The organism is Nonomuraea sp. KM88 (assembly GCF_052245635.1).
GTDB lineage: Bacteria > Actinomycetota > Actinomycetes > Streptosporangiales > Streptosporangiaceae > Nonomuraea.
The window spans coordinates 274,663-295,697 of the sequence record NZ_JBQQCC010000009.1 but is presented as its reverse complement, the minus strand read 5'-3'; the positions used below and the strand labels follow the sequence as shown (position 1 = coordinate 295,697).

Genomic DNA, 21,035 nt, shown 5'->3' with positions numbered 1-21,035 from the left:
TCGGCCTCTTGACCACTGACGAGGAGCGACCGGAAATGACGAGCGTAGAGATATTCGAAGACCTCGGCCAGCGGGACGCATTCGGCCCTCTGGTGTCCCGGACCCGCAAATTCCTGGTGTCCAGTGTTCCCTCCGATTCGCACATGTGGAACCTGGTCGCCCTACAGATCCTCCTGGAGGAGATGGGACACGAGGTCGTCAATCTCGGCGCCTGCGTTCCCACGGACCTGCTGCTGCGGCAGTGCCACGCGGAGCGCCCCGACTGCGTGGTCATCAGCAGCGTCAACGGCCATGGCCACATCGACGGGGCCCGGCTCATCACCGCCCTGCGCGCCGACCCCGGGCTCGCCGGGCTCAACGTCGTCATCGGGGGCAAGCTCGGCGTCGAGGGCGAGGCGAACAGCCAGTTCGAGCAGGAACTGCTGGAGCTGGGGTTCGACGCGGTGTTCCACGTCGGCGCGGGAGACTCCGCCCACGCGATCGAGGCGTTCCGCCGCTACATCGGCTCGCATGTGCAGCAGGTGACGTGATGGTGCGCTCGCTGTTCACCGAGTTCGTCGCCCTGGTCAGGAAGACCGGGACGCTGATCGTGCAGCCGAGGATGGGCTTCGACGATCCGGCTCTCATGCGACGAGGGCTGCTGGCCGTACGGTCGGCGGGCGTGACGGCGATCGGCACGGTCACGCTGGACAGCTACACGCGCCAGGGGGAGCACGACCGGGCCGAGATGGCGGTCGAGTCGGGCCTGCGGCTCAACGGCTACCCGCTGGTCGCGCACGGGGCGGAGACCACCGCGCGCATGCTCGACGGCGTCATCGGCGCCGGTTTCCCGGTCCAGGTGCGGCACGGCTCCCCGTTCCCCGAGCAGATCTTCCGCGCCATGCTCGACGCCGGCGTGGACGCCTCGGAAGGGGGGCCGGTCTCCTACTGCCTGCCCTACAGCAGGATGCCGCTGCGCGAGTCCGCCGTCGCGTGGTCCAAGGCCGCCCGGCTGCTGGCCGAGCAGCGCGAGCGGGGCGTGTCGTGCCATCTCGAATCGTTCGGCGGCTGCATGCTGGGCCAGCTCTGCCCGCCGAGCCTGCTGGTCGCGCTCTCCGTCCTGGAATGCCTGTTCTTCCAGGAGCACGGCGTGCCGAGCGTGTCGGCGAGCTACGCCCAGCAGACCCACCAACGGCAGGACGCCCAGGCCCTGACGGCGCTGCGGCGGTTGTGCGCCGAGCATCTGACCGGCGTCGACTGGCACGTGGTGCTCTACACGTTCATGGGGCTCTTCCCCGAGAGCGTCACCGGCGCGCAGCAGCTCATCAGGGAAAGCGCCCGGCTGGCCGCGGCCACCGGGACCGAACGGCTCATCGTGAAGACCGTCGCCGAGGCGCATCGGATCCCCTCCATCGAGGAGAACACGGCGGCGCTGCGCCTGGCCCACGACGCGGCTCGGGAGCAGGCCGGGCCCGCCTCGACCCCGTCCGCCGACGCGGACTCGGAGATCTATCACCAGGCCAAGGTGCTCGTGGACGAGGTACGCGGCCTGGCCCCCTCACTCACGCAGGCCCTGCCGGCCGCCTTCGAGCGCGGGCTGCTGGACGTTCCGTACTGCCTGCACCCCGACAACCGCAACCGGACGCGGACCGTGATCGGCGCCGACGGGCTCCAGTGGAGCGACACGGGCGCCATGCCCATTCCCGCAGGCCTGGGCGGCGGGCGCATCGGCTCCCGCCGTTTCCTGGCCGACCTGTCGTTCCACCGGCGCAGGCTCGACCCGGCCCCGCAGGCGAACTTCTCTTCGAGAGCCAGGTGAATACGTTGTACACCAGCCCGACCCCGTCCCTCGTCACCGCGGCGCAGCGCCGGCTCTGGTTCCTGGACGAACTGCGGCCTGGAGACGTGCAGGTGACGGCCTGCCGCGCGCTCCGCGTCCGCGGTGATCTAGAGCTCCAGCAGGTACGCAGAGCGGCGCAGGCGCTGCTCGCCCGGCACGACGTCCTGCGCACCCGGCTGACCGCGGGCGAATCCGGCCCCGTCGCCGTGACCGAGCCCGCCGTCGCGGCGGACGTCGCGATCGTCGAGCCGCCCCCCGACACGGGGCTGGAACAGCTCGTGGCCGCGCAGACCCTGGAGCCCTTCCAGCTCGACCGAGCGCCGCTCATGCGGGTGCGCCTGATCAAACTCGGCGCCCGTGACCACCTCCTCGTGCTGACGGCCTCGGCCATCGTCGCCGACGACCGTTCGGCCGAGCTGCTGATGGGCGAGTTGTGGACCTTGCTGTCGGGTGGCCGCCTGGACGAGCCCGCGCCGGTGGCCGTCGAGCCCGCACAGGGCGGAACGCCGCAGGAACGCACGCGGTTCTGGACCGAGCGGCTGGTCGGCCTGCCGACGCTGGAGCTGCCCTGCGCCCTGCCGCGCCCATCACATCGGCGAGGCAGGGCGGCGGCCGCCGTCGTGCCCGTCGCACCGGACTCGCTGGATCGGCTGCGCGACTCCGCCGGCCCGGCCGCGGGTGCGGGTGTGGAGCTGGTGCTGGCGGCCTCGCTGCAGTTGCTGCTGCGCCGGCTGGGCGCGGCCGATGACCTCGCGCTCGGCGTGCGGTGCAGGTCCGAGAGCGCGGGGGAGGCGGTCGGCCCGCTCAGCGACCTGGTACCTGTACGGTGCGTCGCGGACGACGAGGTGAGCCTGCGCGGACTGCTCGGCCGGTACGCCGCCGAGTTCGCCGCCTGCATGCGCCATCGCCTGCCGTTCGAGGCCGTGATCGACCTGCTGCAGCCGGCCCGCGACCCAGGACGGCCGCCGCTGGTGCAGGCACAGGTGGTCACCGCGGAGCCGGGCGAGCAGAACTGGGCGGCCGGGGGACTCTCCGCGACCAGGATCGACGCCCCTCCCACGACGACCGAGGTGGATCTGGCCGCGCACCTGACCGCCGGGGGCAGGCTGCTGCTGGTCTACGACGTGGACCTGTTCGAGCCCGCCGAGGCGGACCGGCTGGCGGGCCAGTACGCGCTGCTGCTCGACCAGGTCGCCGCCGACCCGTCGCGCCCGCTGGCGGAGCTGGACCTGTTCGGCGAGCGGGGGCACGACGAGCTGGTCGTGCGCTGGAACGACACCGGCCGCGACTACCCCCTGGACCTGTGCCTGCACGAGCTGGTGGAACGGCAGGCCGACCGCTCGCCCGACGCGGTGGCCGTACGGCAGGGCGACAGGACGCTCCGGTACGCCGAGCTGGACCGGCGGGCCAACCAGCTCGCCCGGCACCTGCGCGAGCGGGGCGTCGGCAGGGAGACGCCGGTGGGCATCTTCCTGGGCCGGTCGCCGGAGACGTTCGTTGCGACGATGGCCGTGCTGAAGGCGGGCGGCTGCTACGTGCCGCTCGACGTGGGCTACCCCGACGAGCGGATCGAGTACACGATCGCCGACACCGCCATGCGCGTCATCCTGACCACTGCGGACCTGCGCCACCGGCTGCCCGCGTGCGAGGCCGTCTGCCTGGACCAGGACGCCGACCTGATCGCGCGGCAGGCCGGCGCCCGGCCGGAGCCGGTCGCCGGTCCGGACGACCTGGCGTACGTGATCTACACCTCGGGCTCGACGGGCCGGCCGAAGGGCACCATGATCGAGCACCGGGGGATCGTCAACTACCTGATGTGGGCCGCCGAGCGGTTCCCCATGACGGGCCGGCACGGCACCGTGATGCACTCGCCCTTCGGCTTCGACTTCACCGTGCCGTCGATGTTCCTGCCGCTGATCTCCGGCAGCGACGTGGTCCTGCTGCCGGAGGGCGACGGGCTGGACGAGCTGGGGGACGCGCTGGCCGCCGGGCTGGACTTCAGTTTCGTCCGGCTCACCCCTTCGCACCTGGCCGTGCTGAACCGGCAACTGGCCGACCGGGAGGCCGAGCCCTCGGTGCGCGCGCTGTTCGTGGGCGGCGAGGCTCTGCACGCCGGGCTGGTCAAGGAGTGGTGGAAGCTGGCTCCGGACACCATGGTGCTCAACCAGTACGGGGCCACGGAGACCTCGGTCGGCGGCTGCTCGTACGTGCTCGACGGCCCGCCCGACCGCAAGATCGTGCCGCTGGGCCGGCCGAACCCCAACATGCGCATGTACGTGGTGGACGAGCGGATGCGGCTCGTGCCGCCCGGTGCGGTCGGCGAGGTGGCCTTCGCCGGGCCTGGTCTGGCCCGCGGCTACTGGGGGCGTCCGGAGCTCACCGAGCAGCGGTTCGTGCCGAATCCGTTCGGTCCTGGCCGGTTGTATCGGACGGGTGATCTGGCGCGGTTGTCGCCGGGTGGGGAGTTGGAGTTCGTCGGTCGGGCGGATCATCAGGTGAAGATTCGCGGGCATCGGATCGAGCCGGGGGAGGTGGAGGCTCGGCTGGTGGCTCATGGGTCGGTGCATGCGGCGTTGGTGCTGGCGCGTGAGGACACGCCGGGGGACAAGCGGCTGGTGGCGTATGTGGTGGCGGAGCCGGGTGTGGAGGTGCCTGGTCGTGCGGAGTTGCGGGAGTTCTGCCGGGTGGCTCTGCCGGAGTACATGGTTCCTGCGGCGTTCGTGGCGTTGCCGGAGTTCCCGCTGGATCCGAACGGCAAGGTGCACCGCGCCGCCCTGCCCGCCCCCGAGACCTCGCTCGGCCCGGTCGAGCTGCGCGATGCCCCGCGCGACGAGGTCGAGTCCCTGATCGTCGAGATCTGGTCCGAGGTGCTCGGCGCCGGCGTCGCCAGCGTGCACGACAACTTCTTCGACCTCGGCGGCCACTCCCTGCTGGCCTCGAAGGTGGTCGGCCGGCTGCGCGAGCGGCTGGGGACGCGCCTCGCGCTGCGCTCGGTGTTCGAGGCTCCGACCGTGGCGGAGCTGGCCGAGGTGGTGCGTACGGCGAGGGCCGGCTCCGGCGAGCGTATCCCGGTCAGGCCCGACGGCTCCTCCGCGCCGCTCTCCCCCGCGCAGACGCGGCTGTGGTTCGCCGACAGGATGGCACCGGACTCGGCCGAGTACGTGGTGCCCATCGCCTTGGAGCTGCGCGGACCGCTGGACGTGCCCGGTCTCGGCCGGGCGCTGGCGGCCGTGGTCGCGCGGCACGAGGTGCTGCGCACGCGCGTGGTGGAGCACGACGGCGTGCCGGTGCAGGTGGTGGATCCGCCGGGCGCCTTCGAGCTGCCCGTGGTGCCGGTGGGCGACGTGGAGGAGTTTCTGGCCGAGCACGCGCGGCGGCCGATCGACCTGGCCACCGGTCCGGTCTTCCGCGCCGTGCTGGGCCGGGTGGGCGAGGAGGAGCACGTGCTGCTGCTCCTCCTGCACCACATCGTCGCCGACGACTGGTCCATCTCCGTGCTGGCCGACGAGATCCACCAGCTCTACGCGGGCCGGCCCGTGGCGGAGTTGCCGGTGCAGTTCGGTGACGTGGCGGCCTGGCAGCGCGCCCAGGTGGAGCAGGGCGCGCTCGACCACGAGCTGGCCTACTGGCGTGAGCGGCTGGCCGGGATGCCGCACACCCTGGAACTGCCGGCCGACCGGCCCCGCCCGGCCAGCCGCGACATCCGCGGGCACCGCCGCGACTTCCACATCCCCGCCGCCACCACCCGTAGCCTGCACGCCCTGGCCCGCGGTCACAACGCCAGCCTGTTCATGGTCCTCATGGCCGGCTTCCAGACCCTCATCCACCGCTACACCGGCCGGCACGACTTCGCCGTCGGCACCCCCGTCGCCGGGCGCGACCACCCCGACCTCGACCACCTGATCGGCTTCTTCGTCAACACCCTCGTCCTGCGCGCCGACCACACCGGCGACCCGACCTTCGACCACCTCATCGACCGCGTCCGCGACAGCGCCCTGGCCGCCTACGAACACCAGCACCTGCCCTTCGACCGCATCGTCGAAGAACTCCACCCGCAACGCGACCTCACCCGCACCCCCCTCGTCCAGCACGTCTTCGCGCTCCAGACCGCGGCCACGGAGTCCTGGCAGCTTCCCGGGCTGCAGGCCCGCCGCCTGCCCCTGCACACGGGCACGAGCAAGTTCGACCTGTTCATGGCGCTGGAGGAGCGGCCGGACGGTTCACTCGCGGGCACCGTCGAATACCCCACCGCGTTGTACGACGCGGCCACCGTCGACCGGCTCGCCCAGCACTTCGTGACGCTGCTCGGCCAGCTGGCCGCCGACCCGGGCGCCCCGGCGAGCCGGGCGCAGCTCATGGACCGGGCGGCGCGGCAGGAGCTCGAGGCCCTGGTCAACGACACCGCACAGGACCTCGGCGAGCTGACCGTGCCCGACCTGGTGGCCGACCAGGCGCGGCGGCGGCCCGACGCGGTCGCCGCCGAGTACGAAGGCGAGTGGATCGGCTACGCCGAACTGGACTGGAAGGCGAACCAGCTCGCGCACCACCTGCGCGAGTGCGGCGTCGGCCAGGAGACGCCCGTGGCGGTCTGCCTCGAAAGGGGCCTCGACGTGCCGGTCGTGCTCCTCGGCATTCTGCGCGCCGGCGGCTGCTACGTCCCGCTCGACGCCGACTATCCCGCCGAGCGCATCGCGCACATGCTGGCCGACACGCAGGCGCCCATCCTGCTGGCCGAGCGCCATCTCGCGCAGCGACTCCAGGCGCCCTCGGGCGTCCGCAGGCTGATCTGGGAGGACGTGCGCAGGATGTTGTGCGAGCAGCCCGCGCAGCCGCCCGACGTGCGCGTGCGGCCCGACAACCTCGCCTACATCATGTACACCTCCGGCTCGACGGGCCGGCCCAAGGGCGTGCAGGTCACCCATCGGGGCATCGTGCGCCTGGTGCACCGGGCGGACTACGTCGAGTTCGGGCCCGACCAGGTGTTCATGCTGCTCGCTCCGCTGTCGTTCGACGCCTCCACCTTCGAGTTGTGGGGAGCGCTGTGCAACGGCGCCACGCTGGCGATCTACCCCGTGGGGCAGCCGACCGCGGACGGGCTCGAAGCGGCCATCCGGCGGCACCGCGTCACGGTGTTGTGGCTGACGGCCGGCCTGTTCCACCTGCTGGTGGAGACCCGGCTGGAGGCGCTGGCGGAGCTCAGGCACCTCGTCGCGGGCGGTGACGTGCTCTCGCCCGCGCACGTCAGAGCCGTGCTCGACGGCACCCGGGTCAAGGTCAGCAACGGCTACGGCCCGACCGAGTGCACCACGTTCAGCTGCGTGAAGAGCGGCATCACGCGCGCCGACACCGAGTCCGCCATCCCGATCGGCGGGCCGATCTCCAACACGCAGGTGTACGTGCTGGACGCCGCGCTGAACCGGCAGCCGGTGGGCGTCCCCGGCGAGCTGTACATCGGCGGGCCCGGCCTGGCCCGCGGTTACCGGGGCCGCCCCGGCCTGACCGCGGAACGGTTCGTGCCGAATCCGTTCGGTCCTGGCCGGTTGTATCGGACGGGTGATCTGGCGCGGTTGTCGCCGGGTGGGGAGTTGGAGTTCGTCGGTCGGGCGGATCATCAGGTGAAGATTCGCGGGCATCGGATCGAGCCGGGGGAGGTGGAGGCTCGGCTGGTGGCTCATGGGTCGGTGCATGCGGCGTTGGTGCTGGCGCGTGAGGACACGCCGGGGGACAAGCGGCTGGTGGCGTATGTGGTGGCGGAGCCGGGTGTGGAGGTGCCTGGTCGTGCGGAGTTGCGGGAGTTCTGCCGGGTGGCTCTGCCGGAGTACATGGTTCCTGCGGCGTTCGTGGCGTTGCCGGAGTTCCCGCTGGATCCGAACGGCAAGGTGCACCGCGCCGCCCTGCCCGCGCCGTCGTGGGAGGGCGATGCCGCCGAGTACGTCGCGCCGCGCACACCGGTCGAGACCGCGCTGGCCGAGATCTGGTCCGAGGTGCTCGGCGCCGGCGGGCTCGGCGTGCACGACGACTTCTTCGACCTCGGCGGCCACTCCCTGCTGGCCACCAAGGTGCTGTCCGTGCTGCGGCAGCGGATGGAGGCCGACCTTCCGGTCCGGGCGATCTTCGAGCATCCCACGATCGCCGAGCTGGCTCCGGTCGTGGAGCAGGCGGCCCGTACCGGTTCCTCGGCCATTCCCCGGCGGCCAGCCGGAACCCCGGCGCCGCTCACGTACAACCAGGCCGGGCTGTGGTTCACCGACCGGCTCGCCCCCGACACGGCCGAGTACGTGATCCCGATGGCGCTGCGCGTCGGCGGCCCGCTCCAGCACGAGGCGCTGCGCGTCGCCATCGAGGCCGTGACGCGCCGCCACGAGGCGCTGCGGACGCGGATCGTCGAGCAGGACGGCGTGCCGGTGCAGGTGGTGGATCCGCCGGGCGCCTTCGAGCTGCCCGTGGTGCCGGTGGGCGACGTGGAGGAGTTTCTGGCCGAGCACGCGCGGCGGCCGATCGACCTGGCCACCGGTCCGGTCTTCCGCGCCGTGCTGGGCCGGGTGGGCGAGGAGGAGCACGTGCTGCTGCTCGTCCTGCACCACATCCTGGCCGACGGCCGCTCGGTCGGCATCCTGGCCGAGGAGATCGCGGCCGGCTACCGGGCCACCGGCCACGAGGACGTGGCGGAGTCGCCGGTGCAGTTCGGTGACGTGGCGGCCTGGCAGCGCGCCCAGGTGGAGCAGGGCGCGCTCGACCACGAGCTGGCCTACTGGCGTGAGCGGCTGGCCGGGATGCCGCACACCCTGGAACTGCCGGCCGACCGGCCCCGCCCGGCCAGCCGCGACATCCGCGGGCACCGCCGCGACTTCCACATCCCCGCCGCCACCACCCGTAGCCTGCACGCCCTGGCCCGCGGTCACAACGCCAGCCTGTTCATGGTCCTCATGGCCGGCTTCCAGACCCTCATCCACCGCTACACCGGCCAGCACGACTTCGCCGTCGGCACCCCCGTCGCCGGACGCGACCACCCCGACCTCGACCACCTGATCGGCTTCTTCGTCAACACCCTCGTCCTGCGCGCCGACCACACCGGCGACCCGACCTTCGACCACCTCATCGACCGCGTCCGCGACAGCGCGCTGGCCGCCTACGAACACCAGCACCTGCCCTTCGACCGCATCGTCGAAGAACTCCACCCCCAACGCGACCTCACCCGCACCCCCCTCGTCCAGCACGTCTTCGCGCTCCAGACCGCGGACACGGAGTCCTGGCACCTGCGCGGGCTGTCGGTCGCGCGTATCCCGGCGCACACCAGCACCAGCAAGTACGACCTGTTCATGGCGGTACGCGAAACCCCCGACGGCTCGCTCGAAGGCACCGTCGAATACCCCACGGCGCTCTTCGACGCGGCCACCATCGACCGGCTCGCCCGCCACTACGTCACCCTCCTCACCGAGGCGGCGGCGCGGCCCGGCCTGCCCGTCGGGCTCATCCCCCTGCTGACCTCGGGGGAGCGGGGCGAGCTCGTGCACGCGCTGAACGACACCAAGGTCCACTACCCGGCGGGCGAGTGCATGCACGAGCTGATCGAGCGCCAGGCGGCCAGGTCCCCCGGCGCGATCGCCGTCGAGTACGCCGACGACCGCCTGTCCTACGCCGAGCTGGAGTCACGGGCCAACAGGCTCGCCCATCACCTCCGCTCCCTGGGCGTCGGCCCGGACACGGCGGTCGGCCTGCGGCTGGACCGCTCGGTGGGGCTGATCGTGGGCCTGCTCGCGATACTCAAGGCCGGCGGCTGCTACGTGCCGATCGAGACCGACGCCCCCGAGCCCAGGATGATGGACATCCTGGCCGACGCCGCCGCCCCCGTCTGCCTGGTGGACGCGGGCCGCGCGCCGGCGGACCCAGGACCGGTCACGTTCGTCACCGTGCACGACGCGCCCGCGGACGCTCCGGCCACGCCGCCCGAGGTGGAGCTCAGCCCGGACAACCTCGTCTCGATCTACTACACCTCCGGTTCGACGGGCCGCCCCAAGGGCGTGGCCAGCACGCACGGCGGCTGGGTCAACCGGATGCGCTGGATGCAGGACACCTACCGCCTGCGTCCGGGCGAGGCCGTGCTGCAGAAGACCACCCTGGTCTTCGACGACGCCGCGGTGGAGTGCCTGTGGCCGCTGCTGGTGGGCGGCAGGGTGGCGCTCATCCCGCCGGGCCTGCACCGCGACCCGGTGGAGATCGCCGAGTACGCCGCCAGGCACCGGGTGAGCGTGCTGCAGTTCGTCCCCAGCATGCTCACGCTGTTCCTGGAGGCACTGGACGGCGAGCGGCTGTCCCGGCTGGACGCGCTCAGGCACGTCATCTCCAGCGGCGAGGCGCTGAAGCCCGAGCTGCTGCGGTTGTTCCTCGACCGCTTCGGCGACGACGGCCCGACGCTGAACAACCAGTGGGGCGCCACGGAGGTCTCCATCGACTCCACCGCCCACCGTTGCCTGCCGGCCGACGTCCGCGCCCACACCTCCGTCAGCGTCGGCACGCCGATCGCCAACAACCAGGTGTACGTGCTGGACCCCGAGCTGAACCCGGCCCCGATCGGGGTGCCCGGCGACCTCTACATCGGCGGCGACGCGCTGGCCCGCGGCTACCTCAATGACGCCGCCAAGACCGCCGGCGCCTTCGGGCCCGACCCGTTCCGGCCCGGACAGCGGCTCTACCGCACCGGGGACCGCGGGCTGCTGCGCCCGAACGGCGAGATCGTCTTCCTCGGACGGCAGGACGACCAGGTCAAGATCCGCGGGATCAGGGTCGAGCCGGGCGAGGTCGAGCAGGCCATGCTCGAACTGCCCGGGGTACGCGAGGCCGCGGTGACCGTCTGGGAGCCGAGCCCGGGGGACAAGCGGCTGGCCGGATACGCGGTGCCGAAGCCGGGCAGCGACCTGACGCCCGCCCTGCTCAGGGAGCGGCTGAAGGAACGGCTGCCGAGTTACCTGGTGCCCGCCGCGCTGTCGGTGCTGCCGGAGATGCCCACCACGACGAGCGGCAAGATCGATCGCAAGGCGTTGCCGGCTCCGGAGGAGGGCGAAAGCGCCGCGAGCGCCTACCGCGCGCCCGACGGCCCGGTCGCCGAGCTGGTCGCGGGCATCTGGGCCGACCTGCTCGGCCTGCCGAGGGTCGGCGCCGACGACAACTTCTTCGACCTCGGCGGCCACTCGCTCCTGGCGACCAGGGCCATCTCCCGCATGCGGGCAGAGCTGGACGCGGATCTGCCGCTCAGCCTGCTGTTCGAGGCGGCCACCCTGGCCGATGCCGCCGACGCGGTCGAGCGGGTGCTGCTGGCCGAGCTCGACGACCTGAGCGACGACGACCTGGCCCACCTGATGGAGACGGAGGAGAGATGAGCATCAGGCCCAAGGACCTCCCGGCCTCGGCCCGGCGCAAGCTGCTGGCCGACCGGGTGCGCGCCGCCCAGGCAGCCCCGTCATCGGTCATCCCGCGCCACGACGGCCAGGAACCCGCGCCCACGTCGTTCGCCCAGGAGCGGCTCTGGCTGATCGACCAGCTCCAGGGCCAGGACCACACGTACAACGTCTACCACGCCTTCCGCATCGCCGGCCCGCTCGACCGGGCCGCGCTGCGGCGGGCCCTCGACGGGCTGCTGGAACGGCACGAGGCGCTGCGCACGACGTTCGCCCCGGGCGAGCCCGCCGCGGTGCAGGTGGTCGGCTCCGGCACGTCCATGCCGCTGACGGAGCGCGACCTGAGCGACCTGTCGCCGGATGAGCTGGAGCGGCGCGTGCTGGCGGAATGCCGGACCCCGTTCGACCTCACCAGCGGCCCGCTGTGCCGGGCGGCGCTCTTCCGGCGCGGCGCCGAGGAGCACGTCCTGGTGCTGGTCCTGCACCACATCGTGACCGACGGCTGGTCCACCGAGATCCTGGCCGAGGACCTGGCCGCCGGGTACGCCGGCCGTTCCCGCCCCGAGCCGGGGACCCGCTACCGGGACTTTTCCGTCTGGCAGCGCGAGCGGCTGAGCGGCGACCGGCTGCGCGCCGAGCTGAACCACTGGCGTTCGGCCCTCGCCGGCCAGCCGCACGTGCTGGAGCTGCCCACCGACCGCCCCAGAGCGGCGACCTTCCGCCACGACGGCGCCGAGACCCGGGTCACGGTGCCGCCCGACCTGACCGCCAGGCTGCGCGAGCTGGCCGACCGGTGCGGCGCCAGCCTCTACATGCTGCTGCTCACCGCGGTCAGGACACTCCTTCGGGCGCACAGCGGACAGGACAGGTTCATCCTGGCCACCTCCATCGCCGGTCGGGACCGGCCCGAGCTGGAGGAGGTCGTCGGCTGCTTCGTCAACACCCTGGCGCTGGGCGGCGACCTGTCCGGCGACCCGTCCTTCGCCGGCGCGCTCTCCCGAGAGCGGGCCACCGTCCTTGACGCGTTCGCCCATCAGGACCTGCCCTTCGAACGGCTCGTACGCGAGCTGGTCACCGAGCGCGACACCGCCCGCAACCCGCTGGCTCAGGTGTTCGTCCAGCTCGGCCGGGGCACCGGTGAGGGCTGGCGGCTGCCCGGGCTGCGGGTGGAGGAGCTGGCCGTGGCCAACGACGTGGCCAAGTTCGACCTGTCGTTCTTCTTCCGCGACCGGGGCGACGACCTCGTCCTGACCCTCGAATACGCTACCGCCCTGTTCGACGCGGCCACCGCGGACCGGCTGGCGAGCCGGGCCGTACGGCTGCTGGAGTCCGCGGCCGACGCGCCCGACCTGCCGCTGAGCTCGTTGCGGCTGCTGCCCGACGACGAGCTGCGCGAGCTGGAGGGCTGGAACGACACCGTACGCGCGTACCAGCGCGTGCCGCTGCCCGAGATGGTGTCGCGCCAGGCGGCCGGGCACGGCGACAGGCAGGCCGTCCAGTACGGTGACGCCAGGCTCACCTACGCCGAGCTGGAACAGGCCGCCAACCGGCTGGCCCACCACCTCCGGCGCGCCGGCGTGGGCCGCGGCGACCTGGTGGCGGTCTTCCTGGAACGCGGGCTCGACCTGCCCGTCACCCTGCTCGCGGTGCAGCGGGCGGGAGCCGCGTACGTGCCGCTCAACCCGGGCGAGCCCGCCGACCGCGTCGCGCTCATCCTGCAGGACGCCGCGCCCGCGATGATCCTCACCCAGCGCGAGCTGCTGCCGCAGTTGCCCGGTGGCGCCGCCGAGATCCACCTGGCGGCCGAGCACGCCGCCGCGATCGCGTCCATGCCGGACACGCCGCCCGAGCTGGACAGGCACCCGCACGACCTCGCGTACGTCATCTTCACCAGCGGCTCCACCGGCCGGCCCAAGGGCGTCGCCGTACCGCACGGGGCGCTGAGCAACTTCCTGGCCACGATGGCCGAGCGGCCCGGGATCGCCGGGGACGACGTGCTGCTGGCGGTGACCACGCCGTCGTTCGACATCGCCGCGCTGGAGCTGTTCCTGCCGCTCGTCACCGGCGGGAAGGTGGTGATCGCCGACCGCTACACCGCGCTCGACGGCGACCGGCTGCGCGCGCTGATCACCTCCAGCGGGGCGACGATCATGCAGGCGACGCCGGCCACGTGGCGGCTGCTCGGCGACTGCCCCGAACTGGAGGGGCTGACGGTGCTGGTCGGCGGCGAGGCGCTGACCCCCGACGTGGCCGGCCCGCTCACCGCCGCCGCGCGCGGCGTGTGGAACATGTACGGCCCCACGGAGACCACCATCTGGTCCACCGTGCGCCGGATCGCGGGGCGGGACCTGACCCGCGGCGCCGCGGCCCTGCCGATCGGCACCCCCATCGCCAACACCCGTTGCCTGGTGCTGGACGCCGACCTGCGGCAGGTGCCCACCGGCGTACCGGGCGAGCTGTACATCGCGGGGGACGGCGTGGCCCGCGGCTACCACGGCCGGCCCGGCCTGTCCGCCGACCGGTTCGTCCCCGACCCCTACGGCCCGCCCGGGACCCGGCTCTACCGCACCGGCGACCTGGTTCGCCGGCTGCCGGACGGCGACCTGGAGTTCCTCGGCAGGAACGACCATCAGGTGAAGGTACGCGGCTTCCGCATCGAGACCAGCGAGATCGACGCCAGGCTGGCCGAGCACCCGGACGTGGCGCAGGCCGTCGTCGTCGCGCACGAGTTCGCCCCGGGGGACCGCCGCCTGGTCGCCTACCTCACCGCCGCGGGCCGCGAGCCGGACCCCGCGGACCTGCGCGCCCACCTGGCACGCAAGCTGCCCGACTACATGGTCCCGACCGTCTACATGACGCTGCCCGACTTCCCGCTCACCCCGAACCGCAAGGTGGACCGCAAGGCGCTGCCCTCGCCGGCCGTCTCCGCCGCGCCGGAGGCCGACCAGGCGCCGCGCAGCGGGCTGGAGAAGCTCGTCGCCGAGGTGTGGTCGGACGTGCTCGGGGTGGCGGTGCCCGGCGTGCACGCCGACTTCTTCACCCTGGGCGGCCACAGCCTCCTCGCCGTCCAGGCGATGAACCGGATCAACGCCGAGCTGGGCACCGCCGTGGAGGTGCGGGCGCTGTTCGACGCCCCGACCGTGGCAGGGCTCGCGGCCCGTCTCGCCACCGAGGACGGCCTGGCCGGCGACCACATCGCCGTCGTGCCACGCGACCGGCCGCCGCGGGCGTCGTTCGGGCAGGAGCGCATGTGGTTCCTGGACCAGATGTTCCCCGGCGTGCCCGACTACCACCTGCCGGTGGAGCTGTCGCTGCGCGGCCCGCTGGAGGTCGAGGCGCTGCGCGCGGCGCTGACCGCCGTGCTCGGCCGGCACGAGTCCCTGCGTACCCGGCTGCGCCTGTCGGAGCAGGGCGTGCTGGTCCAGGAGATCGCCCCGCCGGGCGAGGTCGCCCTGCCCGTCGACGACGTGACCGCCGCCGCCGACCCCGCCGCCGCGGCCGAGGAGATCGTCGCCGCCGCGGCCGCGGCGCCGTTCGACCTCGGCCAGGACCCGCTCCTGCGGGCCAGGCTGATCCGGCTGGCCGCCGACGACCACCTGCTCCTGATCACCATGCATCACGCGGGCGCCGACGGCACCTCCATCGACCTGCTCAGGCAGGAGCTGGCCGGCCACTACGCCGAGGCCGCGCACGGCGCGCCCGCCGACCTGCCGGAGCTGAAGGTCCAGTACGCGGACGTGGCCGCCTGGCAGCGCGACCACTTCACCGGCGAGGACGAGCACCTGGCCTTCTGGCGCGCCGAGCTGGCGGGGCTGCCACCGCTGGAGCTGCCCGTGGACCGGGAGCGGCCCGCGGTGCGGCGGCCCGCGGGCGCCTGTCACGCCTTCACCCTTCCCGAGGCGCTGGCGACCCAGGTCGACTCCTTCGCCAGGGCGAACGCGACCACACCGTTCGTGGTGCTGCTGGCGGCCTTCCAGGCGGCGCTGGCCCGGCTGTCCGGTCAGGGCGACCTGGCCGTCACCACGCCCGTGTCCAACCGTGACAACGTCGAGATCCAGCACCTCGTCGGCATGTTCGTGAACACCCTGGTGATCCGCGCCGACCTGTCGCGCGACCCCACGTTCGCCGAGGTCGTACGGCAGGCCAAGCGGCGGGTGACGGCCGCGCTGGCACACCGGGCACTGCCGTTCGAGCGGGTCGTGAGCGAGCTGGTCACCGACCGCGATCCGGCCAGGCCGCCCCTGTCGCCCGTGCACTTCACCCTCGACACCGCTCCGGCCCAGGAATGGACGCTGCCCGGTCTGGACGTACGCCGCCTGCCCGAACGCATCCTGACCGCCCGGTACGAGCTGGCGATGGGGCTGACCCGCACCGCCGACGGGCTGGCGGGCGTCATCGAGTACTCCCCGATCTTGCTGGACGAGGCCACCGTGGCGAGCTTCGCCAACGGCTTCCGCGAACTGCTCGCGACGGCGCTGAGCAGCCCGTACGCCCCGCTCGGCGGCATCGCGCGGGACGGCGGCGACGACTCGGCCACCGCGGCGTCGGGCGAGCCCGCGCGGCCGTCCCGCCCGCCCGAGGGACCCGCGGAGGAGATCATCGCCGACGTGTGGCACGAGCTGCTCGGCCGGCCCGTGCACGACGCCTTCGACGACTTCTTCCAGCTCGGCGGCCACAGCCTGCTCGTCGCCCGGCTCCGCATGCGGCTGCAGGACAACTTCGGCGTCGACCTCCCCATGCACGGCTTCTTCGCCGCCACCTCGATCGCCGAACAGGCCGCCGAGGTGCAACGCGCCATCGAGGACGAACTGGCCGGGCTGTCCGACCACGAACTGCTCGCCTCGCTCGAACGAGAGGTCTCGTCATGACCGTCACCACCACGCCGCCGAACGGCCCCAGCTCCGCGGACCTCAGAAGTGCCCTGCTGGCGCGGCGCCTGCGCGGCGGCAGAAGCCGTACGACCACCATCCCGCCCTGCCCGGACGACGTCCCGATCCCGCTCTCGTACGGCCAGCGGCGCCTGTGGTTCCTCGACCGCCTGCAGCCCGGCGGTGTCGAGTACACCGTGCCGCTCATGCTGCGCCTGGAGGGCCCCCTCGATCACGACGTGCTGCGCCGTGCCCTGGAGGAGATCGTCGCCAGGCACGAGACACTGCGCACCCGCTACGCCGGCGGCCAGGAGGGCCCGCACCAGATCGTCGATCCGCCGGGCCCGGTGCCCCTGCCGCTGACGGACGCGGCCGGGCGGCTCGACCAGCTGGTGGCCGAGCACCTGTCCGAGCCGTTCGACCTGGAACGCGGGCCGGTGCTGCGCGCCCTGCTGCTGCGCCTGGCACCCGAGGAGCACGTGCTCGTGCTGGCCGTGCACCACATCGCCTGCGACGGCTGGTCGCTGAGCATCCTGCGCAGGGAGCTGGCGGAGATCTATCCCGCGCTGCTGGCCGGCCAGGACAGCCCGCTGCCCCCGCCCAGGATCCGCTACGCGGACTTCGCGCACTGGCAGCGCGGGCGGCCGGCGGGCGCGGCCCTGGACGGGCAGGCCGGCTACTGGCGCACCCGGCTGGCCGGGCTGGAGCCGATGGAGCTGCCCACCGACCGGCCGCGGCCGGCCCGGCGCGACACGAGCGGTGACGCGGTCGCCTTCACCGTGCCCGCCCCCGTCGCCCAGGCTGTGCTGGCGATGGGCAGGCAGCAGGGCGCGACGCCGTTCACGACGTTGCTCACCGCTGTCCTGGCCGTGCTCGCCGTGCACTGCGGGCAACGCGACCTCGCCGTCGGCACCCCCGTGGCCGGCCGCGACCGCAGCGAGACCGAGGACGTGGTCGGGTTCTTCGTCAACACCCTGGTGCTGCGGGCGGACCTGTCCGGCGACCCGGCCTTCGCCGACCTCCTGGAGCGGGTGCGGCAGGGTGTGCTGGCCGACTTCGCGCATCAGGACCTGCCCTTCGAGCAGCTCGTGGACGAGCTGGGCGTGACGCGCGACCTGTCGCGGACCCCGTTCACCAATGTCATGTTCGTCACCGGCGAGGCCGGCCCGGATCGCACGCCCATGGGGCGGCTGTCGGTCTCCGAGCTGACGCCGCCGTCGGTCAGCGCCAAGTTCGACCTGACGATCGGGATGGAGCAGGCCGAGGACGGCTCCGTCAGCGGCCTGATCGAGTACGCGACCGCGCTGTTCGACCGGGGCCGCGTCGAGCGGCTCGGCGGCCACATCGCGCAGCTCCTGTCGCAGGTCGCGGCCCGGCCGCGGGCCCGGCTCAGCGAGCTGGAGCTGCTCGCCGACGAGGAGCGCTCGCTGCTGCTGCGGGAGTGGAACGCCACGGCGGCCCCGTACCCGGTGGCGTGCCTGCACGAGCTGATCTCGGCGCAGGCGGCCCGCACGCCGCAGGCCGTGGCCGTGCGGTGCGGCGCGGACGAGCTCACCTACCGCGAGCTGGACCAGCGCGCCAACGCCCTGGCCCACCGGCTGCGCGAGGCGGGCGTGGGCCTGGAGACGCCGGTCGGCGTGTTGTGCGACCGTTCGCCGCTGCTGCTGCCCGCGCTGCTGGCGGTGCTCAAGACGGGCGGCCACTATGTCCCGCTCGACCCCGCCTACCCGGAGGAGAGGCTGGGCTGGATCCTGGCGGAGGCCGGGGCCCCGGTCCTGCTCACCACCTCCGGCTACGGCGGCCGGCTGCCTGGCTACGAGGGGCGGGAGCTCTTCCTGGACGAGCGGCCCGACGAGAGCGCCGAGTTGCCGCCCGAGTCGCCGGTGCACCCCGACAACCTGGCCTACATCATCTACACCTCCGGATCCACCGGCAGGCCCAAGGGCGTGATGATCAGCCACCGCGGCGTGGTGCACTACCTGAGCTGGTGCCGGCAGGCGTACGAGGCCGACCGGGGCGACGGCGCTCCCGTGCACTCCTCGCTCTCCTTCGACCTCACCGTGACGGGCCTGTTCCTGCCGCTGATGTGCGGCACGACGGTCACCCTGATCCCGGAGGACGAACATCCGATCGCCGGGCTGGCCGACGCCCTGTCCACCGGGCGCCGCTTCAGCTTCGTCAAGCTCACCCCCGCCCACCTGGAGCCGCTGCAGCGCTGCCTGCAGGACGCTCCGGACGCCGCCGCGGCGGCGAACTACCTCGTGGTGGGCGGCGAGCAGCTCACCGCCGAGGCGCTGGCGTTCTGGCGTTCGAACGCCCCCGGCGTCGTGGTCTCCAACGAGTACGGCCACACCGAGACCTCCGTGGCCAACGTCATCAACCTGCTGCCCGCCGCCGAGGCCACCAGCACCCCCGTGTCCGTCGGGCGACCCATCTGGAACACCGAGATCTACATCGTGGACGAGGACCTGCGGCCCGTACCGATCGGCGTGACCGGCGAGCTGCTGGCCGGCGGTGTCGGCGTGGCACGCGGCTTCGTGGGCCGCCCGGGGTTGACCGCTGACCGGTACGTGCCCAACCCCTTCGGCCCCGGGCGGCTCTACCGCAGCGGCGACCTGGTCAGGTACCTGGCCGACGGCACCCTGGAGTTCGTGGGCCGCCGTGACCACCAGGTGAAGGTCCGGGGATACCGCATCGAGCTGGGCGAGATCGAGGCCGCGATGCTGAGCCATCCGGCGGTGGCCGAGGCGGTGGTGGTGCCCTGCCGGGACGGGCTGGCCGGATACGCGGCGGCCGGCCCCGAGGCGCGGGTGGACGAGCGGGCGCTGCGCGAGCACCTGGGCGCCCGGCTGCCGGAGTACATGGTGCCCGCCTACCTGAGCGTGCTCGACGAGCTGCCGCTCACCGCCAACGGCAAGATCGACCGGGCCGCCCTGCCCGCGCCCGAGGCGAAGCCGGCCGCGGCGACGGCGGGCGCCCGCCCCCGCGACGCGCTGGAGCTGGCGGTCCTGCGCGCGTGGGAGGAGTCGCTGGGGCAGCTCGGCATCGGCGTCACCGACGACTTCTTCCAGCTCGGCGGCCACTCGCTGCTCGCCGTGAGCCTGGTCGACCGGCTGAGCTCCGAGCTCGGCCTCGACGTCGGCCTGGCGTCGCTGTTCCGCCACCCGACCGTGCGCGGCCTGTGCGAGGCGCTGCAGGCGCCGCCCGCCGCGGACTGCCTCATCCGGATGCGGGCGGGGGAGCCGGATCGTGTGCCGCTGTTCCTGGTGCCGCCCACCGCGGGCACACCCTTCCCCTATCTGCCGCTGGTCGAGGAGCTGGATCCGCGCCTGCCCGTGTACGGCCTGCAGGCCCCCGGTTACGAAGGCGGCGAGCAGCCCCTGGACACGGTGGAGGCCATCGCCGCCCGCTACGTGCGGGAGCTGCCTGACGGGCCCGTGGCGCTGGCCGGGTGGTCCTTCGGCGGATCGGTGGCCTTCGAGATGGCGCGCCTGCTGGAGGAGGCGGGCCGGCAGGTCGCCGGGTTGTGGGTCATCGACTCCTCGGTGCTCGGCGTGGACCGGTTGGAGCAGGCGCCGGAGGTCGAGACCGGTGACGCGCTGTCCCTGTTCGGCCGGACCATGCTGGACGTCGAGCCCGCCGCGCTGGCCGGGCTGTCGCCCGAGGAGGCGATGAGCGAGCTGCTGTCCCAGGCCAGGACCCGCGAGCTGGTGCCGGACGCGGCCAGGAGCGAGGTCGTCGCCCGCATGGCCGCCGTCTACCTGGCCAACAGCCGCGCCGCCGCCCGCTACCGGTGCGGGGCCGTGCTCGACACCGGCCTGCACCTGATCCGTACGACGGAGCGCCACTCCGAGCACGGCAGGCCGGAGGTGCACGCGGTGAGCTGGGAGAGCAGGACGCGCGGCGGCTTCCAGGCCACCGAGATCGCCGCCAACCACTGGAACGTCGTCGAACCGCCGCACGCCGCGACGCTCGCCCGGATCATCGCCGCCTCGTTGCTCGGAAAGGAACACCGATGAGAGTCGACCAAGGGCCCCGGCTCCTGGAGGACCTGCTCCCCCTGCCGGACACCGCAGGCAGCCGGGTGAACGCCCACCACGGCGAGATACTCCAGGGCGTCTTCCACGACGGGGAGCGGCTGCGGCGCGGCCTGGTCACGCTGCCCTGCCCGCTCTACAGCACCCATGCCACGTTCATGCCGACCGGCGACGACGGCGTGACGGTCCGGCCCGGCTGGCGGACCAAGGCCACCCGGGCCGCCGAGCTGACCCTGTCCGCGCTCGGCTGGCCGGTGCCCGGCGGGCTGCTCATCCTGACCAGCGACATCCCGCTGTCGCGCGGGTTCGGATCGTCCACCGCCGACGTCACCGCCGCCATCCAGGCGGTCGTCGTGGCCACCGGCCGCACGCTGCCGCCCGCCGCCGTGGCCAAGATCGCTGTCAGCGCGGAGCGGGCGTCGGACTCGCTCGTGTACGGCAGGCGCGCGGTGCTCTTCGCCCACCGGGAGGGCGTGGTCATCGAGGACCTCGGACAGGACCTGATGCCGCTGGAGGTGCTCGGCTTCGGCACCAGCTCCCATGGGCAGGGCGTGAACACCCTGGACATGCCGCCGGCGCGCTACTCCTCATGGGAGATCGAGGCGTTCCGGCCCATGCTCGGGATGTTGCGGCGCGCCGTGCGGACCCGGGACGCGTACCTGCTCGGCAGGGTCGCCACCGCCAGCGCCCTGCTCAACCAGCGGCACCTGCGGGTGCCCCAGCTCGACGACATCATCCGCGTGGCCCGCGAGTGCGGCGCGGCCGGCGTCGAGGTCGCCCACAGCGGCGACATCGCGGGGCTGCTGTTCCCGGCATCCGACCCGGCGACCGCCGACCGGGTGGAGCGGGCCGGCGAGCGGCTGCGCTGCCTTGGCATCACCGAAACCTGGAGATTCAGCACGAAGGGATGATCAAC

General features: G+C 73.2%; 6 protein-coding genes. All 6 read left to right on the top strand.

All coding sequences use genetic code 11. The annotated features are described in order from the left end of the window. Positions 1–35: 35 nt before the first annotated feature. From ACTWPV_RS26895 to ACTWPV_RS26870, 6 genes are read left to right on the top strand one after another with little or no spacing between them, the layout of a single operon-like run. Positions 36–530 carry a cobalamin B12-binding domain-containing protein gene (locus ACTWPV_RS26895; protein ID WP_347643553.1) on the top strand — a complete coding sequence of 165 codons (495 nt, stop codon included), beginning with the start codon at positions 36–38 and terminating at the stop codon, positions 528–530. Continuing rightward, complete coding sequence (locus ACTWPV_RS26890) at positions 530–1,798, top strand: methylaspartate mutase (RefSeq protein ID WP_347643554.1); 1,269 nt, start codon at positions 530–532, stop codon at positions 1,796–1,798. Before ACTWPV_RS26895 ends, ACTWPV_RS26890 begins: the two co-directional genes overlap by 1 nt. A 5-nt stretch (positions 1,799–1,803) precedes the next feature. Continuing rightward, a complete protein-coding gene (locus ACTWPV_RS26885; RefSeq protein ID WP_443153899.1) occupies positions 1,804–11,196 on the top strand; it encodes an amino acid adenylation domain-containing protein in 9,393 nt (3,130 codons plus the stop codon). After that, complete coding sequence (locus ACTWPV_RS26880; RefSeq protein ID WP_443153898.1) at positions 11,193–16,082, top strand: amino acid adenylation domain-containing protein; 4,890 nt, start codon at positions 11,193–11,195, stop codon at positions 16,080–16,082. Before ACTWPV_RS26885 ends, ACTWPV_RS26880 begins: the two co-directional genes overlap by 4 nt. Further along, positions 16,079–20,101 (top strand): non-ribosomal peptide synthetase, encoded by a 4,023-nt coding sequence (locus ACTWPV_RS26875; protein WP_443153897.1) that lies wholly within the window; start codon positions 16,079–16,081, stop codon positions 20,099–20,101. The genes ACTWPV_RS26880 and ACTWPV_RS26875 overlap by 4 nt, the downstream gene beginning before the upstream one ends. Beyond that, positions 20,098–21,030: a GHMP family kinase ATP-binding protein gene (locus ACTWPV_RS26870; protein ID WP_443153896.1), complete on the top strand. Its 933-nt coding sequence runs from the start codon at positions 20,098–20,100 to the stop codon at positions 21,028–21,030. The genes ACTWPV_RS26875 and ACTWPV_RS26870 overlap by 4 nt, the downstream gene beginning before the upstream one ends. Positions 21,031–21,035: the final 5 nt, after the last annotated feature.